The sequence below is a fragment of the Serratia sp. FDAARGOS_506 genome, assembly GCF_003812745.1.
Classification (GTDB): domain Bacteria; phylum Pseudomonadota; class Gammaproteobacteria; order Enterobacterales; family Enterobacteriaceae; genus Serratia.
Map to the genome: position 1 here is coordinate 4,311,163 of NZ_CP033831.1, position 25,776 is coordinate 4,336,938.

The following is a 25,776-nucleotide window of genomic DNA, read 5'->3' on the forward strand; positions in this document are numbered from 1 at the left end:
ACCACCAAAGTACAGGTACGGGAAATGATGTTAATCGATTGAATTTAAATGAATAAAGTTGGGGTTCACGACAGAATTTGGCGGGAGGGAGGCTAGACGGGGTATTTGGGGGTAGGACGCGGGAGAAACCTCCCGCGTGACGTTTACTCGACGCCTTCAGCGCTGCAGCCACAGCGTCGCGGTGCCCACAGCGGACAACGCCAGCTGGATCTCCGTTCCTCCTCCCTGCTGCCGCCAGCCCGCCGGAAGGCGCAATCGGGTGCTTCCCTCTCGATAGTAGGGGTTGGCTGCCAGCAGCAAGGCGCGATCGCCCAGAATAAACATCCGCACCGGGATTTGAGGGTCGCTTCCCGCCAGCGGAGTCGATTTTCCCGTCAGCAGATAAGGGGTGAAGGCGGCGATTTGCTGTGATACGGCAGCCACACCACGCCAGGTGGCGTCAAACTCGCGTTGATCGAAGCGGCCGGTTTTGCGCTTGTAAAACAGATCGGTATAAGAATAAAACAACAGCCCCTTGGCGCCGCCGATCAGCGCCTGCCAGGCCTGATTGCGGATTTCTGCCTCTGACGGCGGATGTGGCTTACGGCGGGCGTCATAAGCGGCGTGATCCATGATTTGCATCACCACCCAGGCCCCACGCGCCTGGCGGGCGGCCTGCACCGTGAGTTCGGTATAACGCGTGGTGCGCGTCAGATCGCGATCGTTCCCCACCGGGTAAGGGTCGGTCGCCAAAATGTCGCTGCTGTTAAAGTAAGCGTCCAACTCTCCGGTTTTGTTCAGCACCTGGAAGGTGGGATGATCGCCGTCAAGTCGCTTTATTTGCAGGTTTTTTTCCTCGATCTTATCGAGATATTCCGGCCCCAGCTCATCGTTGATGTACCAGGCGAGCAGGTTAGGTTGAGAGCGCAAGCGCTGCACATACCAGGCCGTCAGCGCCGCGTAGTCGCCGCCGCGGACGGCCGGAGCGAAACGGGTGCCGCTGTACTGATCTTTGACGGAGTAAATGACCAGCAGCCCGCGTTTGCGTGCGTTGCGGAAAAAGGCGTAAGGATCTTTCTTTTCCCCATAATCATAGTTCAGCACCGTGTTGAATCCCGCCGATGCGATGCGCGCCAAATGCTCATCGGTCGCCACGTTGGCATAAATGCCCAACGGGAAAAGCCGCTGACCATCGCGCAGGGTAAAGCCTTCGCTGTCGATCGCCACTTTGGCCGCAGGCTGCCCGACGCGAAAAGACAGCTCGCTGCGCTGTGCCGGCTGGGAAGGCTGCCCGATGACCTGCTGACGCAGGCGGTATTCACCCTGGGCCAGGCCAGTCGGCAGTGGGTACTCGATACGGCGCTGCCCTTCAACCTGATAACGGTCGCGGCTACTGTGAACAACCTGCCCCTCGGCATTGAGCAATTCACTGTCGACCTGCAAATGCTGCGGCTGCGGAGTGACCAGCAGCGTGTCGACCTTCCCCTGCGTCGACGCGCCGAGCTGATACAACGCCGGCGTAGATGCTCGAGCACACGCATAGGCGTCGTCAAACCAGGCGGTACCGGTGCTCCCCTTGCGCAGATAGACGCCAAAAGTGACTCGCGCCGCCTGCGGCGGCACGGTATAGCTGGCACTCACCTGCTGCCAGGCGCTGTCGCCGGTCACCCCTGTCGGATAGCTGCCTTCCAGAAAGCGCCCCTGCGCATCAAAGCTCTGCAGATAAACCCCGGCGCCGCCGTCGCGGCTTTGCCCGCGTACGCCATGGGTCTTGAGCCAAACGCCGAAATCGATCGTCTGCCCGGGCACAACTCGCAGCGCCTGGCTGAAGGTGCGGTACTGTGCCGCATCTGCATTGTCATAACGCAGACTACCACGGCCGCTGTGCGTATCGCCGTCGGCCTGCGCGCCCTGCGCACGCCAGCCGCTGAGCCCCTGCTCAAAACCGGGGTTGGCCAACAGATTGAGTTGGCAGCTCTGCGCCAAAGCCGAAGCGCTCCACCAGGCGCAACAGCCCAGAGCCACCATCTGATACATCCCCTTCATGGTCATTTCCTTTTCACCACGGCATTGAACAGATAGGTGGCAAACAGATAACAGGATTTCTGGTAAGACAGCCCCAAATGCTGACGGTAAATCCGCCATTGCCAGTCTGCGGCGCGGATTTTGTTGCCCGACAGCGAGTGGGTAGACAATCGGTAACAGGCCAGTGGTTCGGGAATGCAGTAAGCCAGGCCGTTACGCGCCTTCTGCAGCACCGCCAGCCACATCAAATAGTCCTCATGGCCCACTTTTTGCTGATACACCTTGCCGATACGCTTCTGGTTGTAGATCCCGGTGAGATTGCCGATCCAGTTGCTTTTCAACATGTCCTGATAGCCAATGAGCTCATCCGCGCCGCGGGTGTTTTTGATCAATTTCAGGTCGTCTTCGAAGGTGTAATAATGGGAACACACCACGTCATAGCGGCGGGTTTGCAAAATGCTCGCCTGGCGCGACAGCTTGTTGGGGAGCCATACGTCATCACTGTCGCAGAAGGCGATATAGTCACCCTTCGCCGCCTCAATGCCGATGTTGCGCGTTTCCGCCACGCCCTGGTTATGCTCATTGCGTATGTAGGTGAGGCGATCGTGGATAAACGGCCGCACAACCTCGGCAGTATCGTCGGTGGACGCATCATCGATCACATACAGGTGATAATCGGTAAATCGCTGATTCAGCACGCCCAGGATCGACTCTTTAATAGAGTGCGCCGCATTGTAGGCCGGCATTATCACGGATATCTTTTCCATTCTGTCCTCACTCGGTGAGCTGTTGCCACTGGGGATAAATACGTTCAGGAGAAAAACGACGAGACTTCTCTAACGCGGCGATAGAAAAGTGCTCGCGCAACCCCGGATCGAGCATCAATTTGATCACCCCTTCGCTGAAGGCGGCGGCGTCGTCATCGGGCACCAGATAGCCGTTGACGCCATCATCTATCAACTCGGCCGGGCCGGTCTTACAGTCGTAGGCCACCAGCGGCAGGCCGAAACTCATCGCTTCGATCAGCACCATCGGCAACCCCTCATAGCGCGAGGTCATTAAATACAGACTGGCTCGGCGATAATAGGCCGCCACGTCGGCGGTGGCCGGCAGCAGGCTCACCTGCCGCTCCAACCCGGCGTCTTCAATCTGCCGCCGCAATGCGTCGCGCTCCGGGCCGTCGCCAATAATCAGCAACCGCCAATCCGGCACCTGCGCCGCCACTCCTCGCCACAACGCGATCAGACGATCGAAGCCTTTCTGACGACTCAATCGCCCCACCGCCAGCGCCACCTTTTCCTGCAGCGCCGGCGCCGGCGCTTGCGCGCCGAACGGTGAAACGTTCTCGATCACCCGACATTTCCCGGCGCCCACCCAGCGAGCGATGGCGTCGCTATCTTGCCGCGTCAGGAAAATCACGCAATCAGCCAGCCGATAAACCAACAACTTCAACCACTTAAATACGCGCGGATACTGGTGAAAGCTGACGTGCTCACTCAATAGCAGCCGACTGCGGGCGCAAAACAAACGCAGAAAAGGCGTCATCACCACCGACAGTTTCCCCATGGAAACGGTAATGATCACGTCCGCGCGTTCACGCCGCAGTGCCAATGCAAGCCGCCATGGCCAGAACAACGAATCGCCACCTCCGCAGCGCAGCCGGACATCGCTCGCCAGCGGAAAGAAGCTCCGATCGCCAAACAGTGAAAACACCGCCACGTCGTAGCCCGGCAGACGCGCCAGCGCATTGGCCAATCCGCTGGCGACCCGTTCAGTACCGCCCTTGCCCGCTATATTTTCGATAACGATGATTACCTTGCGTGGTTGCATATCATCTCCTGAATCCCTGGCGCACATTGCGCAGCAGCCGGCCACCCACCGAGAACAACCCCAACCGCGCCAGACAATCGCCATACCATTTGATCATCTTGAACTTGCCGCTCAGGCTGTGCCGCACGATGCGCGACGAGTAATAATTGAACGCCTGGGCGTTTTCCGAATACAGCGAGGCCAGCAGATGCTTGCAGGCGAATCCGCTGATATGGCGATCGCTGGGGCTGAGGAACGTATTGATAAAGCGATCGCTGGCCTCCAGATTAAGCTTCGCCGTCATGCGCCCGTAGCGCCCTACGTCAAGAAACACGCCGCCGCCGGCGTCGTGCGCCACATGCGCGCCCAAATTGGTGGCATTGACCAAAAAGCCCCAATCCTGATGCTTATTGAGAAACTCGGGAAATAAAAAGCGGCGATCGCTTTTTTTACGTATGCTGATGGTGGATGAACGAATATCGCCCATTTCCAGAAAAAGGAAATCCTCGCCGGAGGAACCCGATTTATAGTGGAAGTTGAAGTCACGTACCGAATCGCCGCTCACCTCCGCATAGTTGCCGAAGATAATATCAATCTGGCGATCTTCATGTTTATTCATGCGGCGAATAATATAGTTGGTCGTGAAGTAATCATCAGAGTCGAGGAAAAACACGATCTCCGATTGCGCCAGCTTGATACCCAAGTTACGCGATACCGCCGCATTGCTCTTCTGCTTTTTTTCATGCAGCATCACGTTGCTATTGGTCGCTGCTATCTGGCGAATATATTTGATGTCATCCTCGTCAGAGCAATCATCAACCAAAATCACCTGATAGTCGAACCCTTGGCAAGCGTTGAAAATCCGCTTCAGAGTTTTAGGCAGGTAGCGCGCACTATTATAAATAGGGATCACGATCGAGAAATCCATTTCTTAACCCTCCAATTTAGAATTTATCATTTCTTTTCCACGGCAAAGCAGCAATAACGACACATTAAATACCGGGACCAAAAAATAGGTTTCTGTAAGCGTTGTTAACAGGAAAACGACCACCACCCAGCGCATGAATCGACTCAGCCTTCGCATATTACCCAACAGGTGAAAGTAACAGAAAAGCATAACAACAGAGGCGATTCCACCGGCCGAATAAAACATGGCAATGAAGAAGAAATCGACAGGCTTATAAGGTTCTATATTCATGCCAAACAGCGGGTTGGGCAGTCCCACCGCCTGAAACATCTGCCAGGAGAACCAGACTCGCCCGGTCAACGCCTGGTTCAATAGGACGTCCAATGCCGGATTGCTCCCCCAGAGCATAACGCTGGCGAATTGAAAGCCAACAATGATCAACGTCAGCGCGATGCAGACTTTTCTATTGGGGGCGACACGCAGCAGCGGCGCCAGCCAAAACAGCAGTAACATCAACAAGGCCAGCATAAAACAGGTGCGAGAATAGGAATACATTAGCACCGGGAGAATTAACGCCGACACCGCCAACGAAGCGATATTTTTCATTCCACGCGTTAATTTTGCATGATCGATCAGACACAGCAGTGTCGCGAACAAGGCAAAAGAATAATACGCCAGGGTATTCGGGTTATCGAAACCCAGCGTTAATCTGTTGCCGTAACGCTCATCAAGGTAAACGAACCCATTGGTGTAAAAGGCATAGGGAATAATCATCAGCAACCCTGCCACCACAAAGGTGATGGCAAACATTTCAGCGCCACGCCCCATGTCTATGCGGCGAAATAAAATTATCACCGCCGTGCTGAACACCGCCCCAAACAGATAATCTCCATGCCCAGTGGCAATATTAACCATAAACAGCAGAGCCAAAAAACCCGCAACCACCTTTTCCGCCAGCGTAGCGATAAAAAATGCATAACCGACATAGAGTAACATCACCCCATTAAGTCCCATCACGGCTTTATTAATCAGCTCGCTGTTGAACGATCCCGAGGTCAGAAAAGTTTTCACGAAAAACATCAGCAGAAATGTCAATACGATGGATTGATTGACTAAATCCCGCGACTGATTATAACCGGCATTGGCATGCATTTGAAAATCGGAGGCGACTCTTTGCATAAGTGTTTACTCAGTAAAATAACTGCCCCATTCCTGCTCAATGTTTTTCGGCATCAGCTTGCTTAACCCCGCGCCGGGCGTAAACGTCAACTCGCCGAAATACACCTTCTCACCGACCTGGTAGAAATCCACGCGGACATAAGAGAACTGCTGCGCAGCCTGGCGAGCCAAACGCGTCATTTCTTCCAGCCGTGTAGGGCGCGGCATCGGTTCGTCGGCATTCGGTAAGCTGATACGGATTTCGGTGCGGTTCCAGTCGATATCAAAAATGTCGCGGCGATGAGTGCCGAAACGCTGATAATCCACCTGGATGAACATGCGAATTTCATGATTGTCGTTGAAACAATGAAACTTGATATCGTTCGGCACCTGCTCGTCATCCAGCAACATGCGCTCCACCATGATGCAGGGTTCGATGCCCAGATAATGTTTTTCGCGACTCTGCTCGTAAAAGTTGCTGTGCATCCAAGAGTTGCTGAGATCGTACAACTCCGCGTAGCTCACCTGCCGTTTGTCGAACACCAATCGGTTATAACCGCTGCCGTGATTGGCTTTCAGCACGAAGGCGTTAGGCAACTGCCTGAACATGTCGTAGCTGAGCTCAGTGCCATGCGCATACAGTTCCACCAGATACTCCTCGCCCCACAGGCCGGCGATAAATTCGCGTACCTTGAACTTGTCCGACAAGGTGGTGTAGATGCTGCGCGGGTAAATCTTACGACGCATGATCTTTTCGCTGAAACCGGTCGGTTTTGACAGGTGCGGCAGCTTCTTGAAATAGAGCGCGTATTTAACCTGATGGTGCCAGGCATCGGGCAGGCGCTTGGAAATGTTTTTAACCAGGGTATTTAACATGCTCTCTCCTTAATTTGCTGACAAGACGCGGCAGGCAGTAAAAACAGGTCAGCTGCAGTCGGGTAATTTTTCCGCCACGAAATAGACTGTTCAGCACAAAGAACGAAATGAATTCCGCCAACAGCGTAGACACCGCCGCCCCGATCAGGCCGTAGCGCGGGATCAGCAGCAGATTCATCACCACGTTCGCCACAGCCACCAACGGCATCTTGATGGCGATAAAGCGATAGCCGGCGAACAGCACGATGCTGCGGTAGGAAACCGTCCCCATTACCGAGAACAGCGAGGTCAGCGTACAAATAGCCAGGATGCCGGCGGCCGGTTGGAAAGCGGCGCCGTACAACAGCGCAATGGCCGGCTGGGCGAACCACCATAGGCCGAGCAATACCGGCAACGACAGGCCCAAGACCACCAGGTAAAGCACCCGGATACGGTACTCCTGCTCCAACGGATCGCGACAGCTGGCAATGCCCGGCATCAATGAGGTGATCAGCGCCATCGGCACAAAAACCCAGCCTTGGCTAAGGGTGGTGGCGGCACTGAACCAGCCTACCGCCTGCTCGCCGACCAGATTGCCCAGCATGATTTGATCGATGCGGGTATAGATCACTATCGACAGGCTGGAGATGGCCAGCGGCAACCCCACCTTTAGCAAATAACGGCCATAGCGCCCGGCCTGGCGCGTCGTAATCCGCGGCGAGGCCGCAGCTTCCCCACGGAATAGCCAGAGGCGCGCCAGGTAAGGTACGGCGCTGCTGAGGATGTAGGGTACCGCGAACCACACCAGCGGCAGCGCAGCGCTCACCAACGCCAGCCGCAGCCCGATCGACAGCAGCAGCGCCAGGTTGTTGATCAGCGTATTGCGTTTCGACTGCAGGCGGGCGTCGTAATAAATTTTGTACACGTCCTGAATCGAGAAATAGGCGCTGATAAGCAGCAACAGCGTCATCAGTTGGCTGGCGAGGGGTTGACTGAAATAACTCCATATCAGTATCGGCAGCGCCACCACCAGGAACAGCCGACGGCGCAGGCGAATTGACGCCAGCATCAGGCGAATGCCGCTCGGCTGTCGGCGGGCGACACGGTTGAAAATGATGCTGTCGGCGCCCAACTGCACCAGTGGCACCACGATAGCGATCGTCGCCAACAGATAGTTGAGAGCGCCAAACTGCGCGGGCCCCAGATAGCGCGCAACGTAAATGGAGACGAAGATGCCGGACAGGCTGAGCGAAACGCGTTCGAGCATCAGCCACAAGGCATTGGTGATAATGGCCTTCACCCGCTTATTTCCCTGCAGGCGGGAGATCTTCCCGATGACTTGGATAGGCGAAGTTGTAATAGCTCATGTCGGTTGCCGCCTTCTTCACCATGCCGTTGAGGATCACCCCCTTGATCGCCACCCCATTCTGTTCGAAACGGCGCATGCTGGTTTCGATCTGCTTGACGGTATTGACCTCAAAACGCACCACCAGCAGCGAGGTGCCCGCGTGATTGCCGACGATCGCCGCATCCGTCACCGCCAGAATCGGCGGCGTATCGATCAGCACCAGATCGTAGTTTTGCCCAGCCCAGCGCAGAAAATCGGCGAAACGGCGGTGCATCAGCAGTTCGGACGGGTTGGGCGGCACCTGGCCGCGCGGCACGAAATCCAGATTGGCGATGGCGGTTTTCCGCACCGCCTCTTCCGCCATCACGTTGCCCACCAGCATGTCGGACAGGCCCTTATGGCCATCGTCCGCCAGCCAACGGTGCAGGAAGCCTTTGCGCATATCGGCGTCGATCAGCAGCACCCGCTGCCCGGCCTGCGCCACCACCACCGCCAGGTTTGTGCTGGTAAAGCTCTTGCCGCTTTCCGGGCTGGCGCCGGAGACCATCAGAATGTTGTTTTTGGCCTCCAGCATGGCGAAATGCAGGCTGGTGCGCAGGCTGCGAATCGCTTCCACCGACAGATCCGTCGGTTCGACCACCGCCAGGATCGGCAAGCGCCGGCCACCGGACTTAGGCAGCAGTTGCCGTTGCTCGCGATTGCGCTTCACCTGCCACGGCGACAGCGGTACGGTGGCGTAGACGTTAATGCCCCGCTTCTCCAGGGTATCGATATCATTGATGCCGCGATGGAAAGCCGCACGCAGCAGCACCACCGACGCGGCGCCCCCTGCGCCCAGCAGCAGCGCCAGCAGCACGATCAACATCTTTTGCGGCTGAATCGGCCGGATAGCGGTTTCCGCTTCGTCGATGATGCGAACGTTGCCCACCGTGCCCGCTTTGCTGATGCTCAGCTCCTGCTGTTTGTTCATCAGCTGCATGTAAACCTGCTGATCCACCTGCACGTCACGGGTGAGGCGCAGGATCTCCTGCTGCATTTTCGGCAGCGTCTGTACCTGTTTACCCAACCGCGCCTTTTCCGCCTCCAGCGTGGCGCGCTTTTCCAGCAGCGCCCGGTAAGCCGGGTGCACGCGGGTATAGAGCTTGGAGATTTCCGCTTCCTTGAAGGTCAGCTCGTTGAGCTGGGCCTCGAGCTGCACCTGAGTATCCAGCACCGATTTGGCTTCCAGCGACAGATCCACCGAGTCGTTTTGCTGGCGGAATTGATTGAGCTGGGTTTCGGCGTTGTTCAATGAGGTTTGCGTTTGCGGCAGCTGCTCTTGCAGGAACGCCAGCATGCGCTGCGTCTCTTCCGTTTTGCGATCCACGTTCTGCTGCAGATAGTTGTCGGTGATGTTCTTCAGCATCGCCTCGGCATTCTGCGGATCTTCGCTCGGCAGCGTAAAGGTTATGATGCCGCTGTCCTTGCCACCCGGCACCACGTCCAGGTATTTGCGCAGATCGTCCACCGCTTTTTGACGCGCGACTTTAACCACGGTGAAACTGGCGCCCGGTGCCGCGTCCAGCGCCGTGACGGTCATGTTCCAATCGCCCTGCTTCACCGGCTGCCCGACAATCCCGCTGAACAGTTTGTCGCCGTCATAGCTCAACTCGTAATGCTGCCCGTCGCGCACCGTCAGCGTCAGCGATTCGTCCTGCATGTCCGCCGGCGTCGTCAGCGTGGCAATGTCCAGGACCGGCGGTTTTTCGCCGCTCAGCCGGGCAAAACCTTTGCCGAACACCGGGAAATAGTCCGGGCTGACGCGCACCGTCAAGCCGAGGGCGTCCACCGTTTTGCCGAGCACGTAGCGTGACTTGGCCAACGTCACCTCATCCTGCGTCGCTGAACTTTGCCCCATCGAGTTGTCCAGCGTTTCACGCAGCAGCGAATCGCCGGATAGCTGCTTCTCCACCTGCACCACCGCCGTAGCCTGATACACCGGAGTGGCCAACAGGGCGTAAGCGACACCCAGCACGCCGGCCAAACCGGTCACGACGGCGATCCGCCAACGGTTATCCCACAGCGGCCCTACCAGACGCTCCCACTCCAGCTTTTCATCTTGTTCGGCCACCATCACAGACAGCGCATTGTTTTTCATCTTCTGTTCCTTATTCACCCTGCGGAGTTACCAGTTGCGCACGCGCAAGGTAGCCTCGCTGAGATCGTTAAAGCTGCTGATGGTCGGCACCAGCTGGCTGATCAAACGGTTCCAGCGCGCGACCGGCGCCGCAGTGACGTACACGACATCGTAAGGTTGCAGCTGAAATTCGGCGCCCATTGCCAGCGCGCTGGCGTCGGAGAGATCGAACTGATACAGCGTCGCCAGCCGCTGCGGCGCTTTACCGCCGCTCGGCCGGATCACGAACACCCCGGTCGCATCCGCCACCGTCTGGCTGATCCCTTCGGAAGATCCGAGGGCTTCGGTCAAGGTCATGCCGCTGCGATCCATCTTCAGCGTCGTTTGTTTGCCCACCTCACCCATCACGAACACTTTCAATTCGTCATTGCGCGGAATGTAGAGGATGTCACCCGGTTGCAGCAGCGCGTTCTGGCTGATGTCGCCGCGCTGCATCAGCGCCTGCAGCGAGATAGCGCGCTCTTTGCCCTGATGGGTCAGCACCACGTTGCGCCAGTCGGCGTTGTCCGTCAGGCCGCCGGCGGCGTTGATCGCATCCAAAATGGTCAACGGCACGTTGGTGATCGCCTGTTGGCCGGAGGTTTTCACCTCGCCGGTCACGTAGGCCTTCTGCGAGCGGAAAGCGGCGATGCTGACGTCCACCTGCGGGCTTTCCACATACTGCGCCAGACGGCCGGCAATCAGGCTGCGCACTTCGGTGACGGTCTTGCCCACCACCGCCACGCGCCCGATATAGGGATAAAAGATCGTGCCATCCGCATGCACCCAGTTGCCGGTGTCGCTGGCGCTGCGGTACTGGCCGGCCGGCGTGGTCAACTCGGGGTGATCCCAAACCGTGACGTTCAACACGTCGCCGATGCCGATGCGGTATTGATAGCTCTGCAACCGCTGATCCAGCGCCGGATTCGGCCGGGCGACCGGTTCTACACGCCGCATTTTCTGCAGCAGCATCGGCGACATGCGATAAACCTGTACCTGGTTATTCAAATCGAAATCGTCGTCCTGCTGCACGACGATAGTTTTTCCACTGGTAGGTAAATGCGAGCCGGGGACCACCGTACAACCGCTCAACAGCGCAGAGGTACAGACCAACGGCATCAAAAGAGGCAAATGAAAATTCATGGGGGTACCGTGATAGACGGGCTGCTGCCGCAGCCCGTGAAAAGATTAACGACCAACGGTTGGGTTGTCGCTAAGCACCGTTGCCTGCCGCGGTTCGCGCAGCATGGCGAAATAACCGCAAAAACAGAGTAGAAACGCTACCAGCATCAGGCTTTCCTGCAGCTTCAACACTTCGCTGCAAATGCCGATGCAGGCCAGCGTCACCGCCAGCATGGTGCTCATCGCCAGCGCCTGGCGCGCATTAAGCCCGCGACGCATCAGAATATGGTGTAAATGGTCGCGTCCCGCTTTGAATGGGCTTTGGCGACGCAACAGGCGGCGCACCATCACGGTCACCATGTCCATCAGAGGAATGGCGATCAACCACAGCGCGGTGACCGGGCGCATCACCGCCTGCGGCCCCTGAGTCGCCAGCAACACCAGCCACAGCACGCTGAAACCAATCACCATGCTGCCGGCGTCACCCATAAAGATCTTGTTGCGTGCGCCGAACAGGCTCAGGTTAAACAAGAGGTACGCCGCCAGAGCGACGATCAGGCCCAGACACCACAGCGCCAGGTCCTCCCGGCCGCCCAGTCCGAACACGATGGCCAACGCAACGAAGGTAACGCAGGACAAGGCCCCCAGTTGCCCATCGATGCCATCGACCATGTTGTAGGCGTTGATCGCCCCCCAGACCGCCAGCGGCGTGAGCAGCAACGCGCCATAACCAAGCATCACTTCCTGATGTCCCCAGACATAACCCAGCGAGGAAAGTTGCATCCCTGCCGCCAGCATCATCGCCAGCGCGATCCCTCCCTGCACCATGACGCGCGGCGCCACGGGCAGATCAAAGCGGTCATCCAGCACGCCCAACACCACCAGCGCCGTGACGCACAGCAGGTAGATCGTGCTGTCGGGCAACCAGGCAGGTTGCCACAGCGTCATCAGCATCAGCGTCAGGTACACGGCGATACCACCGACCAGCGGAATATGCCCCAGATGTTGCTTGCGCGCATTGGGCTTATCCACCAGCCCCACCGCCAAGGCGGCCCGACGGGCAATAAGCACCCACGTCACCGCCAGCACAAATATCACGCTCAGTTGATATAACATCGTTCCTCCAGCGAATAAGCACGCTACCGCCCTTGAGTTACAGCTCCCAATGCGCTATTAACAAAAACAAAATTGATCCTGCCAGGATATAAGTCAGCATGAGTTAATCCTGAAAAATGCAGATTTATCCGCTTGTCGGCGGAAATAGGTAAATAACGTCAGCGTGCGGTTAAGTTATCTATCAGAAAACTCATGTTTAATGGTTCTTTCGATTGCCGAATCAAGTTCAACCGGCGCCACGAAATTATTCTGCACACTACTTTTAAATTGCGTTCTGGCGCAGAATTTCTGCACTCTGACGCGACTGATTGGGAATTTTTTTCGACTTATTTTACTCACGACATCCAATGCGGTTGCGCCGCATATTCCCACGGCATAGGGAATGCGAATCGTCTTGTTTTCTCGCCCCAGCGAAGAGGAGATAACGTCGACCAATTGATTCATCGTAAAGTCCGGCTTATCGACGTAGTTGCTGACCTGATAAGTTGACTGTTGATCCAGCGCATGTTCCAGGCGAGCGGCAATATTTTCAACGTAGGCCATCGATTTCATATTATTGCCGCTGCCAATCATTACAAATCGGCCGCTGGCGATCTGGCGGAATAGGTTATACACGTTGCCGCGGTTGCCTTCGCCGAATACCACTGTAGGACGGATGATGGTTAATTTGTTGGTGCTGTCCGCCTTACGCCAGGCCTCATAGACATATTCTGCTTCGAGCTTGGACTTGCCGTAATGATTGAAGGGTTCAAAACGTCCCCCTTCGTCGGTTTCCTGTTCAACGAAGCCGTAAACGGCAACCGAAGAGGTGAAAATGATTTGGCGAATATTCAATGCGGAGGCGGTCATGCAGACATGGCGTGCGCCTTCAACGTTGACCTGATAATAGAGCGAAATGGGATCGACATTGTCCTGGTGCTCCGCTGCCAGATTAATGATGGCATCACAGCCCGCCAGCGGTGCTTGCAAAGTCTGGGGTTGCGTCACATCGCCATACTGATAGAGATCAGGAAAATGTGCACTGGGTTGCTTATCAACGATGACCAACGACAGGTCGTCGCGCATACTGAGACGTTTCGCCAGGCGTGTTCCGATAAAACCGGAACCCCCGATAATAGCTACTTTACGCTTATCCATAATTTGTCACTCAGCAGGTTCTCATTATTCCTGTCACCATGGCGGAAACAGGACGCTAATATGCGTTAGGTAATGAGCTCCAGACTGGACAAATCGAACCTGGCTTTCAAATAACAAATAATGAAATAAAAGATTTCATTAAATGTGAAATTATCGCTAAAGATAAAACCTCATTCAGCGCTAATTTTTAACATCGTAAGCGACTTGATATTGCAGGGTTTTATTAGGCAATATGAGATTAATCTGACCCTTGCCTGGTGTAGAAGAGGTCTCATATTTTACCGGCAATTTAAGCTGGCCTTGCTTAGGGTCGACACATTCAATGGTCGCCTGCTCCAGGCTCTCTCCCTGGTACAGACAGAACAAGGTTTGCGGGCTGTTGGTATGAGGGTTATTCAGCGTCAGCGTCAACACGACGCGCGTGTTGTTCTGAATATCATTGATCACCGGCGGGCGGGTTTGGTTGCCCAGGACATATGAAAAATGTGAAATAACCAGTAAAGAAGCGAATACCGTCAGGTATTTCACTACGCGGCTGGCAGGCATGCTGAAAAAACGGCGCATCGCCGCCGACTTCTTTTCCTGCATCGGTGTTTTGGATGACTCCATCGTTGCGACAGGCGCAGCGACAAGCGTCGATTTACGCGGCTTATCTATTTTCTCTTCGTTGATTTCAGGCGATTCACTTTCACTTTCAGAAAGTTCCGCTTGAATATCAGCACCAATATCATTGTCGCCATTTAATATATCATCGCCAGCGTAGTCTTCATCTTCGGATATAAAGTGAAAAACTGCTTGATTTTCCACCTTGTAACCCAATCGAGGAATAGTTCTGATAAGCGTGTGTTCCGCATCGCTAATTTTCTGACGGATAGATTTAATTGTTTGATTTATAGTCGAATCTGAACAATAAGTTCCTTTCCAGATATTTTCTATAATTTCCGTTCGGGTAACCAGCTCTGGTGATCTGGCGACAAGCAGCGAAAGAATTTGATACTCTTTCCAACGCAGACGGAATTTCTCCCCGGCAGGAGTCAGAACATCGAGATTCCTAATCTTTATTCTTTTATCAAGATTCACTTTTAATTTCCTTAGCGTGCCTGTCCTGCACACTTTGTATAGAAATATCAAAAAATGTTCAAGAAATTAAATGTAAACTCAACAGGTTGCATCCATTGGATATTGGCTTTTATAAAAATTTTCTGATTTCATTTTTTACATTAGCCCTTATTGAGGATGTTATGTTTATCCAAATGACTCTTTTTCCCTGTTGGCAACATGGATTTCTTTCATGGTTACCGTAAAATTCAAACGAACACCTCATTGATTTAAAAAGAAAAAACTAACAATGTTGTTTGATTGTTAATCGAATAAAATTGTGAAATTTCATTCCGCGCCTTGAATTCATCCTGTTTTTCCACCTAATCTGATTGCCAGATAGACTACAAAAAGCCGAAAAAAACAGAATGAGAGTTATCTGATTTAACCCCGGCATTCATTCCACTCAGCAGGCGTAGCATCTAAGACAAAACCCTATTGCTGATTTTATAACAATCGCACTAATTATGCCTTACCCACTCGGAAATTTCATTTAACCTGCGGGAAAGACATTAATACTTTAATGTAAGAATACTCTCAACAAAACGAAAAAACCGTGCAAATAATATAATCCCTTTGCGCGAAAGCATTCTGACATTGAGAGATAGTGCTATAAAAAAAGGAAAAAATGGCAAGCGGAGATGAGAATTTTACCTAAAGACAGAAAATTTCACTGAGGAGGAGAGGAGAGAAGACTCGGGATGAACGAAATATCCCTCCCCTGTCGGGAAGGGATAGAGAAAACCATTTGGTACTCAGGCCTTTTTCTTACGGCCATACACCGCCCAGGTGATCACCACGCACAGGATATAAAACACCAGGAACACCTTCATCGCCCCGGCAGGCGAACCGGTCAGCGCCAGCGAGGTGCCGAACGCCTGAGGAATGAAGAAGCCGCCGGCGGCGCCAATCGCCGAGATAAAGCCCAATGCAGCGGCGGAATCTGTTACTGCTTCACGCTGTGCGCTCTCATCGCTGCCACCGGCCGCTTTGACGCGATCGACAGTGATTTTACGGAAAATGACGGCAATCATTTGGAAAGTCGAGCCGCTGCCGAGGCCCGCGGTGAGGAACAGCACCATAAAGATGCCGTAGAAAGCGATGAACGAACCGCCCTCACCCGCATTCGGCAACGTCAGGAACAACAGTGCAGCGAAAACAGCCATCACCACAAAGTTGATCAACGTCACCCGCACGCCGCCGAAACGGTCAGACAGCGCACCGCCAACCGGCCGCGCCAGCGCCCCGAGGAATGGCCCGAAGAACGCATAATGCAGGATAACCACGTCCGGGAACTGCGTTTTCGACAGCATGGCGAAACCGGCGGAGAAACCGATGAAGGATCCGAAGGTTGCGAGGTACAGCAGGCTCAGCATCCACAGATGCCCGCGCTTGAGCACCGGCAATTGCTGACGTAACGATGCCTTGGCCGCCGCCAGATCGTTCATGCCGAACCAGGCCGCCAGCGTGGCGACCAGCAGGAATGGCACCCAGACCCAGGCGGCATTTTCCAGCCACAGCTGGCCACCCTCTGCCTGATTTTGCGCCGTGCCGCCAAACAGGCCGAACAGGCTGAAAGAGATCGCCAGCGGCGCGACCAGCTGCATGACGCTGACGCCCAGATTCCCCAACCCGCCATTGAGGCCCAGTGCGCCGCCCTGACGCGCTTTCGGGAAGAAGAAGCTGATGTTGGCCATGCTGGAAGCAAAGTTGGCGCCGGCGAAACCGCACAGTAGGGAAATGATGACGAACACGCTGTACGGCGTGCTGCTGTCCTGCACCGCAAATCCGAGCCACAGGCACGGCACCAGCAGGAAGCAGGTGCTGATAGCGGTCCAGCGGCGGCCACCAAACAGCGGGATCACGAATGAATACGGTACGCGTAAAATAGCGCCCGAGACCGACGGCAGCGCTGTCAAAAGGAACAGCTGGTCAGTGGTGAAGTTGAAGCCGACCTTGTTCAGATTGACCGCAACGGCGCTGAACAGCATCCAGACGCAGAAGGCCAACAGCAGACAGGGAATGGAAATCCACAGGTTGCGGGTGGCGATACGATGGCCACGCTGCTGCCAAAAGGCGCTGTCTTCAGGACGCCAGTCCTGAATCAGCGCACCGGTTTTCTTTGATGAAGGCGTTGCAAGTTGCGACATAAAAACCTCAGACACGGGGGGATCATTCCGCACACCCTAGGGGGCGGCCCCGGCGGCAAAGTTGATGTATATCAACCCGAGTGCAAGTAGTTGGCGACGTAAATAGCGCCTTCATCCCCTTAGGGGTACGCCCCTATTAAAAATTAAATTAATTAAAATCAACGCATTGAAAATAAAACACTCATCACTTTCATCGTCCCGCCCCGCCATCGGAAACTAATGGGTACTTCATTCGAGGTATGGGGTTATGCTCAGGGATAATCAAAAATACGGCTGAATCGTTACTTGTTTACCCCCGCCGCCGCCTTCGCCCCTGAGCTTCAGCGGCGCCAAATGCCAGGAATCCGCGCTTATGAAACGCCTGTTGGCTCCGCTTTCGATCGTAAATCAGGTCGCCCTGCTGATGTTGCTGTCGGGCATTCTGGGCGTGGCCGGCATGGGGATTTCCGCCTGGATGTCGCAGAGCATTCAGGGCAACGCACACGCCATCAACAAGGCCGGTTCGCTGCGTATGCAAAGTTACCGGCTGCTGGCGCAGGTGCCGCTGGATGAACGGCACGAAACGCTGATCCGGGAGCTGGAGCGCGACGAAAACAGCCCCGACCTGCAGCGTTCGGTGGAACAGGAGGGATTGACACAACCTTTCAACGCCTTGCGCGACTATTGGCAACAAACCTTGCAACCTCGCCTGCGAACCGCACAGCGCCCGGCCGACGCCGCGCCGCAGGTGGCGCACTTCGTACAGCTGCTGGATAAGCTGGTCTCGGATATCGACAGGCAAACCGAGCGTCGCCTGCTGATGGTGACGCTGGTGCAGGCCGGCTTCATCGCGCTGACCCTGCTGCTGCTGATCGGTACCACCTGCTACCTGCGCCGCCGGTTGCTGCATCCGTGGCGACAGCTGGTGGAGATGGCGTTGGCGGTAGGCCGCGGCGATTTTAGCCGCCGCTTTGCGCAGCGTGGCCACCAGGATGAAATGGCGTCGCTTGGCGGCGCGTTGAACACCATGTCCGACGAGCTGTCGGCCACCTATAGCGGGCTCGAGCAGCGCGTGGCCGAGAAGACCGCCGACCTGCAGCAGAAAAATCAGGTGCTGAGCTTCCTCTACCGAGCCAGCCGCCTGCTGCACGCCAGCGAGCCGCTGTGCAGCCGCCTGACGCCGCTGCTCAACCAACTGCAAACCCTGACGCCGCTGCGCGCCATTCAGGTACGGCTGTATGAAAACGACAGCCGGGAACCGTTGTTGCAGCTGAGCGGCAACCAGCCGCTGCGGCCGGAGCATTGCCATAACCCGGTATGCAGCGCCTGCCTGAACGACAGCGACCGCCAGCTTCCCGACAATCCGTCGCTGAGCTGGAGCCTGAGCGACAAGCTCGGCGACTACGGCGTAATCGTGGCGCAGCATGCGCCGCAACAGCCGCTGAACGATGAGCACCGCCAACTGATCAACACCCTGGTAGAACAGTTAACCAGCGTGCTGGCCATCGAACGTCAGGTCGACCACCAGCAGCAGCTGATGTTGATGGAAGAACGGGCGGCAATCGCCCGCGAGCTGCACGACTCCATCGCCCAATCGCTCTCCTGCCTGAAGATGCAAATCGCCTGCCTGCAGATGCAGGGCGAAACACTCTCGTCCGCCAGCCAGGCGCTGGTGCAACAGATGCGCGAAGAGCTGAACGGCGCCTATCGCCAGCTGCGTGAGCTGCTGACCACCTTCCGCCTGCAGTTGACCGAACCGGGCCTGCTGGCGGCGTTGCAATCGACGGTCGCGGAGTTCAATCCCAAATTGGGTCTGACCATCCATCTCGATTACCAACTGGGGCCGCGCACGGTGCCCGCCTACCAGGCCATTCACCTGCTGCAGATCGCCCGCGAGGCGCTCAGCAACATCCTTAAGCATGCCGCCGCCAGCCAGGTGAGCATTCAGGTCATCAACAAACGGGGCGAAGTGACCCTGAGCGTATGCGACAACGGACGCGGCCTGCCGGCCGAGACTTCCCGCCCCGACCATTACGGCTTGATCATCATGCGCGATCGCGCCAAGAGCCTGCACGGCCGCTGCGACATTTTACCGCGCAGCGGCGGCGGCACCGAGGTGCGGGTCAGCTTCACGCCGGATAACCACGCCATCGACTAACGGAGACACCATGACGACAGAAACCGCCGCCACAATCTTACTGATCGACGACCACCCGATGCTGCGCAACGGCGTAAAACAGCTGATTGGCATGGACGCTCGCCTGCAGGTCATCGCCGAAGCCAGCAACGGTGAACAAGGGGTCGCGCTGGCGGAACAGCACGATCCGGATCTGATCCTGCTCGACCTGAACATGCCCGGCATCAACGGGCTGGAAACGCTGGATCGCTTACGCCAAACCGACCTGTCAGGACGCGTCGTGGTGTTCAGCGTGTCCAACCATGAAGACGATGTCGTCAGCGCGCTCAAACGCGGCGCCGACGGCTATCTGTTGAAAGATATGGAGCCGGAGGATCTGCTGAAAGCGCTGCATCAGGCGGCGGCCGGGCAGATGGTGCTGAGCGAGACGCTGACGCCAATCCTCGCCGCCAGCCTGCGGGAAAACCGCCCCAGCGCCGATCGCGATATTCAGCAATTGACGCCGCGCGAGCGGGATATCCTGAAGCTGATCGCTCAGGGGCTGCCGAACAAACTGATCGCCCGCCGCCTGACCATCACCGAAAGCACCGTCAAGGTGCACGTCAAACACCTGCTGAAAAAGATGAAGCTAAAATCCCGCGTCGAGGCGGCCGTGTGGGTGCTGCAGGGTAAAAACGGTTAATCGCCGCCGTACAGCGGCCCGGTTTGCGCCGGAATGGGCGGCGGCGTCAGGGTTTTGATCGGCGGCAGGTCCGCGTCTTCCCCGGTGGTCGCCGTCAGCGGCGGCGCCACTTTCAGCTCTATCCAGTTGGACGTCACGCGCTGCTGTTTATCGTCTTCCAGCGTGACCGACAACCGATAGCTGTTGGCGGCACCCGGCGCGTCATCCCACGGCGGCACAATCGCCGTCCAGCCCTGCGGATCGTTGGCATTATGCGGCGGCGTCAGGCTCAGCGCCTGCGTATCCCCCTGCCAACTGACGTGAGAAATCCCATTCAATGCCTTGATCTCCAGCACCAGCGGCACGGTTTCTCCCGCCTGCAGGCTCCACGGCGGCGTGGCGAGGAACACCTGCAGTGTCTTGCGCTGGCGGAACTCCAGCACCGGCACGTTCTTGCGTTCGATAGGATCGTAGCGGCTGCCGCGCAGCGACTTGGCCTGCGCCACGTACTCCGGCGAAATCTGCTTCACCAGCGGTACGCCGAGCCGATAGCTCAACGCCAGTTCAACCTGGTCCTGGCTCTGCCCGCCCGCGCCAATCTTGTGCAACGCCTTCATCGTCACCAGCGGTACCGGGGTGTAATTGAGTCCCAGCTGCATCGCGCGCGGATCATTTTGCTTTTTGCCGCTGCCGAACAGATCGACATTGTCGCCCAGGTACTGCTCATAGCTGAGCGAACCGCCGATCTGGCGGTAAAACGGCAAGTAGCCTTGCGTCGTGATTTCGTAACCGCGTGCCGGACGGCTGAAAAACACCCCGTCGCCGGGCTGCTGCGACAGCGCCGACAGCGGGTAGTAATAGTTGGTGGAGAAACGCAGGTAGTCTCCCCAGGCTTCCGCACCGACGCTGCCGCGATTGCGCTGCCGGGCGAAATCGCTGTCGAGCGCCGTGTTGTAGCCCAGCAGCCAGTCGCCGACGATCCAGCGCTGCCCCAGCGCAAAATTACCCAGCGCCCCGGCGCTTTGCTGCAGCCAGCCGATCTGGCTGTAGGTCAGCAATCCGTCGACGTCGTACAGCGGGCTGAATAACTGCCCGTTGCTGCCGGTAAAGTCGCCCTCGCCGGTCATCTTCAGCGATAACCGGGCAGTGCCCAGCGGCGACAACAGTTCCTGCGCCTGTTGCTGCAAAGCGCCCGTCGCCTGGCCCAGCAAATAGTCCTCGGCGCGGCTGCGCATCTGCTGACGTGAAACGTTATTCAGATCTTTTTCGCCGAGCTGTTTGGCCATCTCGGCCCACTGCTTTTCGCGCGCGGCGTCGTCGGGCGCGCCGCCCAGCTCCGGCAAGTTTTTGGCCGGATCCGCGGCTTGCTGCTCGGAAGGACTTACGGTATCCGGCGCCGGTGGCGACTCAGCGTACACGGGCAACGCGCCGGCCAGCCACACCAGCGGCCCGGCCAGCCACGCCGTCTGGCGGCAGCGCCAGAGTCTTTTTTGGGTCTTGATGAGTATTGCCTGAATCACGTCTTTCATGACACCGTTGGCTTATCTCCTTCCTGGAATACACCAACTCACTGCTTTGCCGCCGCTTTTCCCGCGGCAGATCTGAAAAAACTCGCGCCCCCGGCCTGGCGGGTGCGCCTCTCCCTTAAGCCTAGCGGCTTGACGAGCAGAAACAATAGGATAAACCCCAATCGCACCTTGTGACGCCGTCACATAGTGCCATTAACTCGGCCACGCCGTTCACCCAGTGAATTCATACCATTTTAGCGCCAATTTTGCCGAAAAAACGTGCGGTAAAAGCTGCGAGCCGACACGTAGATGCTTGTTTCATCATGCAATACGCCAAGCCACGTTGCGAACAACCACGCATATCCGGCAGAGCACCGCGTTTCATCCCGATGAAATGTGCATTTTGCCGTTATTTTAAACGTCTGTTTTACGGCTGGCGGAACCCTGAATGTTTATTCCTTTACTGTGGCAAGCGCTGTTTTTCACCGCGCTGCTGTCAGCAGGCATGGTTGCCTTCTCGCTCATCACCTGGCTGGAACGAACGGAGTACGTACGCGCCAACCCGCCGAGATTGCGCCGCTGCAGCCTGCTGCTGACAGCCTTCGGTTTAGCATTGGCGACATTGCCCTTCGACCTGCCGGCAGCGCACCGGCTGTGGCTGCCACCGGCCGCGGCGCTGCTGATCGCCCTGAGCTGGCTCGACTGGCGCCACCGATGGCTGCCGGACCGGCTCACCCAGCCACTGTTGTGGAGCGGGCTGCTGTGTAACCTTGACGCCCGCTGGGCGCCGCTGGACGATGCGGTTATCGGCGCTGTGGCCGGTTACGGCGCGCTGTGGCTGCTCAACGCGCTTTATCGGCAGGCGCGGCGACGTAACGGCATCGGTCAGGGTGATTTCAAACTGTTGGCGGCACTAGGCGCCTGGCTCGGTTGGACGACGTTGCCGCTGTTGCTCTGCCTGGCGGCGGCGTTCGGGTTAAGCCTGGCTGTAGCGCACGGCCTGCATAACCGCCGCGCCTGGCGAACGCCGCAACCTTTCGGTATCGCCTTGGCGGTGGCCGGCTGGCTGCAGCTCTTGATGGACGCCGACCAAAATACGCCGGCGCTGTTCGGTTAGTTCTTCAGTGCCTCGATCAGCCGGTTGAGCAATCCGGCCACTTCTGCCGTGCTGGCCGTTGTCGGATTGGCCAGCGGCTGGATCACCGCGAGTTTGGTCGTGGATAACACCTCGTCGCTACGGATTTCCAACGCATCGGAGGGAGGCGTGCTCAACGAAGCGCCGTCCGGCCGCCAGTAACTGCCACGCGTAGTCTGCACCTGATAGCTGCCAAAGCCGAAATCCTTCTCGACGCGATAATATATTTCGCAGCTCAACGGCCCGGTGCGCCGCAACATAAAGGCGCCTTTCGCGCTATAGCTACCTTTATTGACGACAAAGGCGGTCGCCTGCGAAGACAGATCGAACGTGATATATAAATCGCACGCCAGCACCTTGGTGCTGACGCCCTGCTGAAGCGTAATGTGCGTTGTGGGTTGCCGATCCGGCGCGGTCAGTGTGCCTAAAAAAGTCCACGATGGCTGTTTCGAGATATTACGCGGCAAATGATTGCTGGTGGAGGAAGGGGCAATCCCCCGCTCGCCCAGACTGTACATCGTTTCGACCCCGCTTAAAAACGACGTAACGTCAACGCTGCTTTTGCCGGCCACCGGGATGCCGCCGTTGTATACGTTACTGAAAGTTACCTCGGTATTGTTGTTACAGGCGGCGATTGCCATCGGGAAAGGCGTCTTCGAACCGCTGTAAAGATTCAACTGACCGATATCCCAACGGGATTCGTTAATGAATCGGCACAACACGCCCCCGCTCTCCACGTTCTGCGCGTCCTGGATATTGATATTGCCTATCGTGCCCTGAGCAAAGTTGGTGGACAGCACGCTGACGCTGGCGGCACGCTGCGTGTTGCGGTTCTCACAGCCCAATGAATTGATCGTGCCGTTAAAATCCTTGAAAGAGTAGATATCGCCGGTGCAGTCATCCGCGGCCAACGAGCCGATGGTGGAATAGAACCCTGAAATTCTGAACGCAGTGCCCTTGGCGTGAGCGGCGTAGAGCCCATCGATAAAGTTGGTGGTGCCGGACTTGTTCATCCACAGCACACCATCTCCCGGGCGATTGGCGTTAGCTTCCATCTGCACGTTCACCAGCCAGTTAATGAACATGTCGCCCGACACAAACAGCGAATAACCGCCAACCTTGGTGTAGATGTCACGGATATCAAACTTCGTCATATTGAGATCGCTGAACCATACGCCGTGGGTATCGTCTGCGCCGGTATCATCCCGCAACGTCAAGCCGTGCAGCGTCAGATTGGCGAAGCCTTTCACCACGATCACCGCTTTCTTCGTTTCGCCTTGTTCATTGGTATAACTGCTGTCCGCAGTCTTGACGATTTTGGTCGCCCGCCCCAACCCGACCACCCGCAAGCCGATGCCGCCGTAGATGTCCGTTGTCGTTTGAATGAGTACATGCCCGGCGACCGTATACACCCGTTTACCCAGGGACAACGTGCCGCCGGCTTGCAGCGCCGCCGCCGCCGCTTTGTTGATCGCCGGCCCCCAGTTGCTGCCGTCGCTGTCCTGATAAAACTGTTCCGGCGTCACAACCTCACCGGTGGCGAGCAAGGTTGCTGCGCGCTCAACTGAAACGTTTTCGTTATTGTCCATAATCTCTCCTGACATGATGTGTCCGCATCAATGCGGACGGTGGCGGTGGACGGCATAACCAACGCCGTCTTGCAATCCCAACCTATCATCGTCACGTGAGCACGTTATGAAATTTCATTTTATTTCACTCTGACACAACACCTCGTAATTCGTGGTTGCAACAGCACGCAAGTTCACACGCTGTCGACCTTCGACGCGACACAAAGCTCGGCCAGGCGCGCGGCGCTGTCGCTACTTACTCACCCGGTCCAGATACAGCATGCTGTTGGCGATATCCACCCGGGCATCTTCAACATTGTCCCGCAATGCCACCAGCGTTTGCCCTTGCAGCGTCACCACATAGGGCGAACTAACCTGTAATTCCCGCTGCAGCGCGACGTAACGTGCGCCGCGTGCGGCGCTGTTGCCCTCCGCAGCCGCCGCACGCGTCTGCGCACTGATGGCCGGAATGCTCCACTGGGTGCGCCAGGCCAGGGTTTTCGGCCCGCCCGGTACGTTGTAGGCAAAGGCGCTGGCGTTGGTGTTCGGATCCAGGTAGTCGGCACCCCAGTAGGTGAAAATCGCCTGAAAATCGCGGCCACGCATTTTGCCCCACAAATCGCTCTCCACCACCGGCTGGATATCCAGCCGCAGCCCGGCCTGCGCAAAGCTGGCTTGCAGCGCCTGCGCGATGTCGGTATACGGCGGCTGGTTAATGACGATCAGACTGATGCGCGTGCCTTCGGCAATGCCGGCCTCACGCAGGATCTGTTTGGCCTTGGCGACATCGAGCTTAAACGGCCGCTCGTCGAGCGCTCCGTCCAATCCCTGCGGCAAGAAGGCCTGATGCACGCGATATTGTCCTTTCAGCAGCTGCTCGGCGATGCTCTGATAATCCACCAACCAACGCGCCGCCTGCCATAATGCAGGGTTGCCCAGCGACGGATTGTCTTTGCTGCCGGTGTTGAAACCGAGGTAATACACTCTGGGCGCATCGGCCTGCTCGATGCGTACGCCGGGCGCATTGCGCAGCGAGTCGAACTGATCGGCCCCCAGATCGTAGGCCACATCGGCATCCCCTTTCAGCAGCAGCAAGCGGCGAGTACCGGCGTCGCTGACATTCTTGAACAACACCGTTTTCAGCCTGGCCGGCGACGGCGCATAGTCGTTGCGGCCAAACAGCAGCGCCTCGTGCGGCACATAGTTGTTCACCCGATACGGGCCACTGCCGGCGGAATGGCTGTGCAACCAGGCATTGCCGTAATCCCCCTGTTGCGCGTGCTCATTCAGCAGCTTCTCATCCACGATCGAGGCCACATTCGCCGTCAGCAGGCGCAGCGCCAGCTCGCTGCCGATGTTGGCCGGCCAACTGAGTTGCACCTGGTTATCCCCCACCTTCTTCAGCTGCTGCTCAACGTTATCCGGCGTCCAGCCAAATTCACCGAGGATAAACGACGGCGCCTTGTTCAGCTTCACCGCGCGAACCAGCGAGAAAATCACGTCCTCAGGCCGCAGCGGATTGCCGGAAGCAAAGCGTTGCTGCGGTTTCAGGGTAAAGATCAGGCTGCGGCCATCGGCGCCCGCTTGCCAACTGCCTGCGGCGTCCGGTGCCAGCTTTTGCGGCGCATTGCGATCCGGTGCCACCAGGCGCTGATAGAGGTTGACCAGATTGGCCGAGCTGACGGTTTCAAAACTCTCCGCCGGATCGAGGCTGATAATGCCCTCCAGCGAACTGACGACCACCAAGGTATCCTGCGGGGTGGCGGCCTGCGCGCCGAAAGCGGCCGCCATCGCGCCAAACAATAAGGTTGGGATTAACCGTTTCATCGATACACTCTCCACAATCACGCGGTTGCGCTGTTTGTCGAGTGTAGGGGGTAAGAATTAACGGCAGAACGACGATAAATTGCTTTATTTATTACCAAGATG

General features: G+C 56.9%; 19 protein-coding genes. 3 read left to right on the plus strand and 16 right to left on the minus strand.

The window, feature by feature from the left end:
- Nucleotides 1–156: 156 nt before the first annotated feature.
- From EGY12_RS20875 to EGY12_RS20935, 13 genes are all read right to left on the minus strand, one after another.
- Complete coding sequence (locus EGY12_RS20875; RefSeq protein ID WP_123895645.1) at nt 157–2,016, minus strand: carbohydrate binding domain-containing protein; 1,860 nt, start codon at nt 2,014–2,016, stop codon at nt 157–159.
- Nucleotides 2,017–2,027: 11 nt separating this feature from the next.
- Nucleotides 2,028–2,771, minus strand: coding sequence for a glycosyltransferase family 2 protein (locus tag EGY12_RS20880; protein WP_060424048.1), 744 nt, complete (start codon nt 2,769–2,771; stop codon nt 2,028–2,030).
- Nucleotides 2,772–2,778: 7 nt separating this feature from the next.
- Nucleotides 2,779–3,834: a glycosyltransferase family 4 protein gene (locus EGY12_RS20885; RefSeq protein WP_123895225.1), complete on the minus strand. Its 1,056-nt coding sequence runs from the start codon at nt 3,832–3,834 to the stop codon at nt 2,779–2,781.
- 1 nt (nt 3,835) lies between these two features.
- Entirely contained in the window at nt 3,836–4,741 is a 906-nt protein-coding gene (locus EGY12_RS20890) for a glycosyltransferase family A protein (protein ID WP_123895226.1), read from the minus strand.
- 3 nt (nt 4,742–4,744) lie between these two features.
- Nucleotides 4,745–5,899 carry a hypothetical protein gene (locus tag EGY12_RS20895; RefSeq protein ID WP_123895227.1) on the minus strand — a complete coding sequence of 385 codons (1,155 nt, stop codon included), beginning with the start codon at nt 5,897–5,899 and terminating at the stop codon, nt 4,745–4,747.
- 6 nt (nt 5,900–5,905) lie between these two features.
- Complete coding sequence (locus EGY12_RS20900) at nt 5,906–6,754, minus strand: ATP-grasp fold amidoligase family protein (protein WP_123895228.1); 849 nt, start codon at nt 6,752–6,754, stop codon at nt 5,906–5,908.
- Complete coding sequence (locus EGY12_RS20905) at nt 6,735–8,033, minus strand: flippase (RefSeq protein WP_123895229.1); 1,299 nt, start codon at nt 8,031–8,033, stop codon at nt 6,735–6,737. The genes EGY12_RS20900 and EGY12_RS20905 overlap by 20 nt, the downstream gene beginning before the upstream one ends.
- A gap of 4 nt (nt 8,034–8,037) precedes the next feature.
- Nucleotides 8,038–10,218, minus strand: coding sequence for a polysaccharide biosynthesis tyrosine autokinase (locus EGY12_RS20910; RefSeq protein ID WP_123895230.1), 2,181 nt, complete (start codon nt 10,216–10,218; stop codon nt 8,038–8,040).
- Nucleotides 10,219–10,245: 27 nt separating this feature from the next.
- On the minus strand, nt 10,246–11,379 hold the full coding sequence (locus tag EGY12_RS20915; protein WP_123895231.1) for a polysaccharide export protein: 1,134 nt from the start codon (nt 11,377–11,379) through the stop codon (nt 10,246–10,248).
- A gap of 45 nt (nt 11,380–11,424) precedes the next feature.
- Nucleotides 11,425–12,474: a UDP-N-acetylglucosamine--undecaprenyl-phosphate N-acetylglucosaminephosphotransferase gene (gene wecA, locus EGY12_RS20920; RefSeq protein ID WP_049271703.1), complete on the minus strand. Its 1,050-nt coding sequence runs from the start codon at nt 12,472–12,474 to the stop codon at nt 11,425–11,427.
- A gap of 174 nt (nt 12,475–12,648) precedes the next feature.
- A complete protein-coding gene (locus tag EGY12_RS20925) occupies nt 12,649–13,611 on the minus strand; it encodes an NAD(P)-dependent oxidoreductase (protein WP_123895232.1) in 963 nt (320 codons plus the stop codon).
- A gap of 180 nt (nt 13,612–13,791) precedes the next feature.
- Entirely contained in the window at nt 13,792–14,691 is a 900-nt protein-coding gene (locus EGY12_RS20930; RefSeq protein WP_123895233.1) for a helix-turn-helix domain-containing protein, read from the minus strand.
- A 773-nt stretch (nt 14,692–15,464) separates the two neighbouring features.
- Entirely contained in the window at nt 15,465–16,859 is a 1,395-nt protein-coding gene (locus tag EGY12_RS20935) for a NarK family nitrate/nitrite MFS transporter (RefSeq protein WP_123895234.1), read from the minus strand.
- Between the two features lie 352 nt (nt 16,860–17,211).
- On the opposite strand from EGY12_RS20935, the gene narX reads away from it, so the two are divergent.
- Both narX and narL read left to right on the plus strand, forming a co-directional pair.
- Nucleotides 17,212–18,996 (plus strand): nitrate/nitrite two-component system sensor histidine kinase NarX, encoded by a 1,785-nt coding sequence (gene narX, locus EGY12_RS20940; RefSeq protein ID WP_123895235.1) that lies wholly within the window; start codon nt 17,212–17,214, stop codon nt 18,994–18,996.
- A 10-nt stretch (nt 18,997–19,006) separates the two neighbouring features.
- Nucleotides 19,007–19,657 carry a two-component system response regulator NarL gene (gene narL, locus EGY12_RS20945; protein ID WP_004934684.1) on the plus strand — a complete coding sequence of 217 codons (651 nt, stop codon included), beginning with the start codon at nt 19,007–19,009 and terminating at the stop codon, nt 19,655–19,657.
- On the opposite strand, the gene EGY12_RS20950 is transcribed toward narL, so the two are convergent.
- Nucleotides 19,654–21,165 carry a YchO/YchP family invasin gene (locus tag EGY12_RS20950; protein WP_123895236.1) on the minus strand — a complete coding sequence of 504 codons (1,512 nt, stop codon included), beginning with the start codon at nt 21,163–21,165 and terminating at the stop codon, nt 19,654–19,656. The genes narL and EGY12_RS20950 overlap by 4 nt on opposite strands.
- Before the next feature lie 427 nt (nt 21,166–21,592).
- Here EGY12_RS20950 and EGY12_RS20955 point away from each other — a divergent pair, with 427 nt between their 5' ends.
- A complete protein-coding gene (locus EGY12_RS20955; protein ID WP_123895237.1) occupies nt 21,593–22,261 on the plus strand; it encodes an A24 family peptidase in 669 nt (222 codons plus the stop codon).
- On the opposite strand, the gene EGY12_RS20960 is transcribed toward EGY12_RS20955, so the two are convergent.
- Nucleotides 22,258–23,868: a hypothetical protein gene (locus EGY12_RS20960; protein WP_123895238.1), complete on the minus strand. Its 1,611-nt coding sequence runs from the start codon at nt 23,866–23,868 to the stop codon at nt 22,258–22,260. The two genes, EGY12_RS20955 and EGY12_RS20960, sit on opposite strands and share 4 nt — an antisense overlap.
- Nucleotides 23,869–24,099: 231 nt before the next feature.
- The gene (locus EGY12_RS20965) at nt 24,100–25,674 is read right to left on the minus strand and encodes an ABC transporter substrate-binding protein (RefSeq protein WP_123895239.1); all 1,575 of its coding nucleotides are present in this window, start codon (nt 25,672–25,674) and stop codon (nt 24,100–24,102) included.
- Nucleotides 25,675–25,776 lie beyond the last annotated feature (102 nt).

Bases quoted from the DNA above. Each gene is read 5' to 3' on its own strand.
- EGY12_RS20875 (WP_123895645.1), bottom strand. From the start codon at position 2,016: ATGTATCAGATGGTGGCTCTGGGCTGTTGCGCCTGGTGGAGCGCTTCG.
- EGY12_RS20880 (WP_060424048.1), bottom strand. From the start codon at position 2,771: ATGGAAAAGATATCCGTGATAATGCCGGCCTACAATGCGGCGCACTCT.
- EGY12_RS20885 (WP_123895225.1), bottom strand. From the start codon at position 3,834: ATGCAACCACGCAAGGTAATCATCGTTATCGAAAATATAGCGGGCAAG.
- EGY12_RS20890 (WP_123895226.1), bottom strand. From the start codon at position 4,741: ATGGATTTCTCGATCGTGATCCCTATTTATAATAGTGCGCGCTACCTG.
- EGY12_RS20895 (WP_123895227.1), bottom strand. From the start codon at position 5,899: ATGCAAAGAGTCGCCTCCGATTTTCAAATGCATGCCAATGCCGGTTAT.
- EGY12_RS20900 (WP_123895228.1), bottom strand. From the start codon at position 6,754: ATGTTAAATACCCTGGTTAAAAACATTTCCAAGCGCCTGCCCGATGCC.
- EGY12_RS20910 (WP_123895230.1), bottom strand. From the start codon at position 10,218: ATGAAAAACAATGCGCTGTCTGTGATGGTGGCCGAACAAGATGAAAAG.
- EGY12_RS20915 (WP_123895231.1), bottom strand. From the start codon at position 11,379: ATGAATTTTCATTTGCCTCTTTTGATGCCGTTGGTCTGTACCTCTGCG.
- wecA (WP_049271703.1), bottom strand. From the start codon at position 12,474: ATGTTATATCAACTGAGCGTGATATTTGTGCTGGCGGTGACGTGGGTG.
- EGY12_RS20925 (WP_123895232.1), bottom strand. From the start codon at position 13,611: ATGGATAAGCGTAAAGTAGCTATTATCGGGGGTTCCGGTTTTATCGGA.
- EGY12_RS20935 (WP_123895234.1), bottom strand. From the start codon at position 16,859: ATGTCGCAACTTGCAACGCCTTCATCAAAGAAAACCGGTGCGCTGATT.
- narX (WP_123895235.1), top strand. From the start codon at position 17,212: ATGAAACGCCTGTTGGCTCCGCTTTCGATCGTAAATCAGGTCGCCCTG.
- narL (WP_004934684.1), top strand. From the start codon at position 19,007: ATGACGACAGAAACCGCCGCCACAATCTTACTGATCGACGACCACCCG.
- EGY12_RS20950 (WP_123895236.1), bottom strand. From the start codon at position 21,165: ATGAAAGACGTGATTCAGGCAATACTCATCAAGACCCAAAAAAGACTC.
- EGY12_RS20955 (WP_123895237.1), top strand. From the start codon at position 21,593: ATGTTTATTCCTTTACTGTGGCAAGCGCTGTTTTTCACCGCGCTGCTG.
- EGY12_RS20960 (WP_123895238.1), bottom strand. From the start codon at position 23,868: ATGGACAATAACGAAAACGTTTCAGTTGAGCGCGCAGCAACCTTGCTC.
- EGY12_RS20965 (WP_123895239.1), bottom strand. From the start codon at position 25,674: ATGAAACGGTTAATCCCAACCTTATTGTTTGGCGCGATGGCGGCCGCT.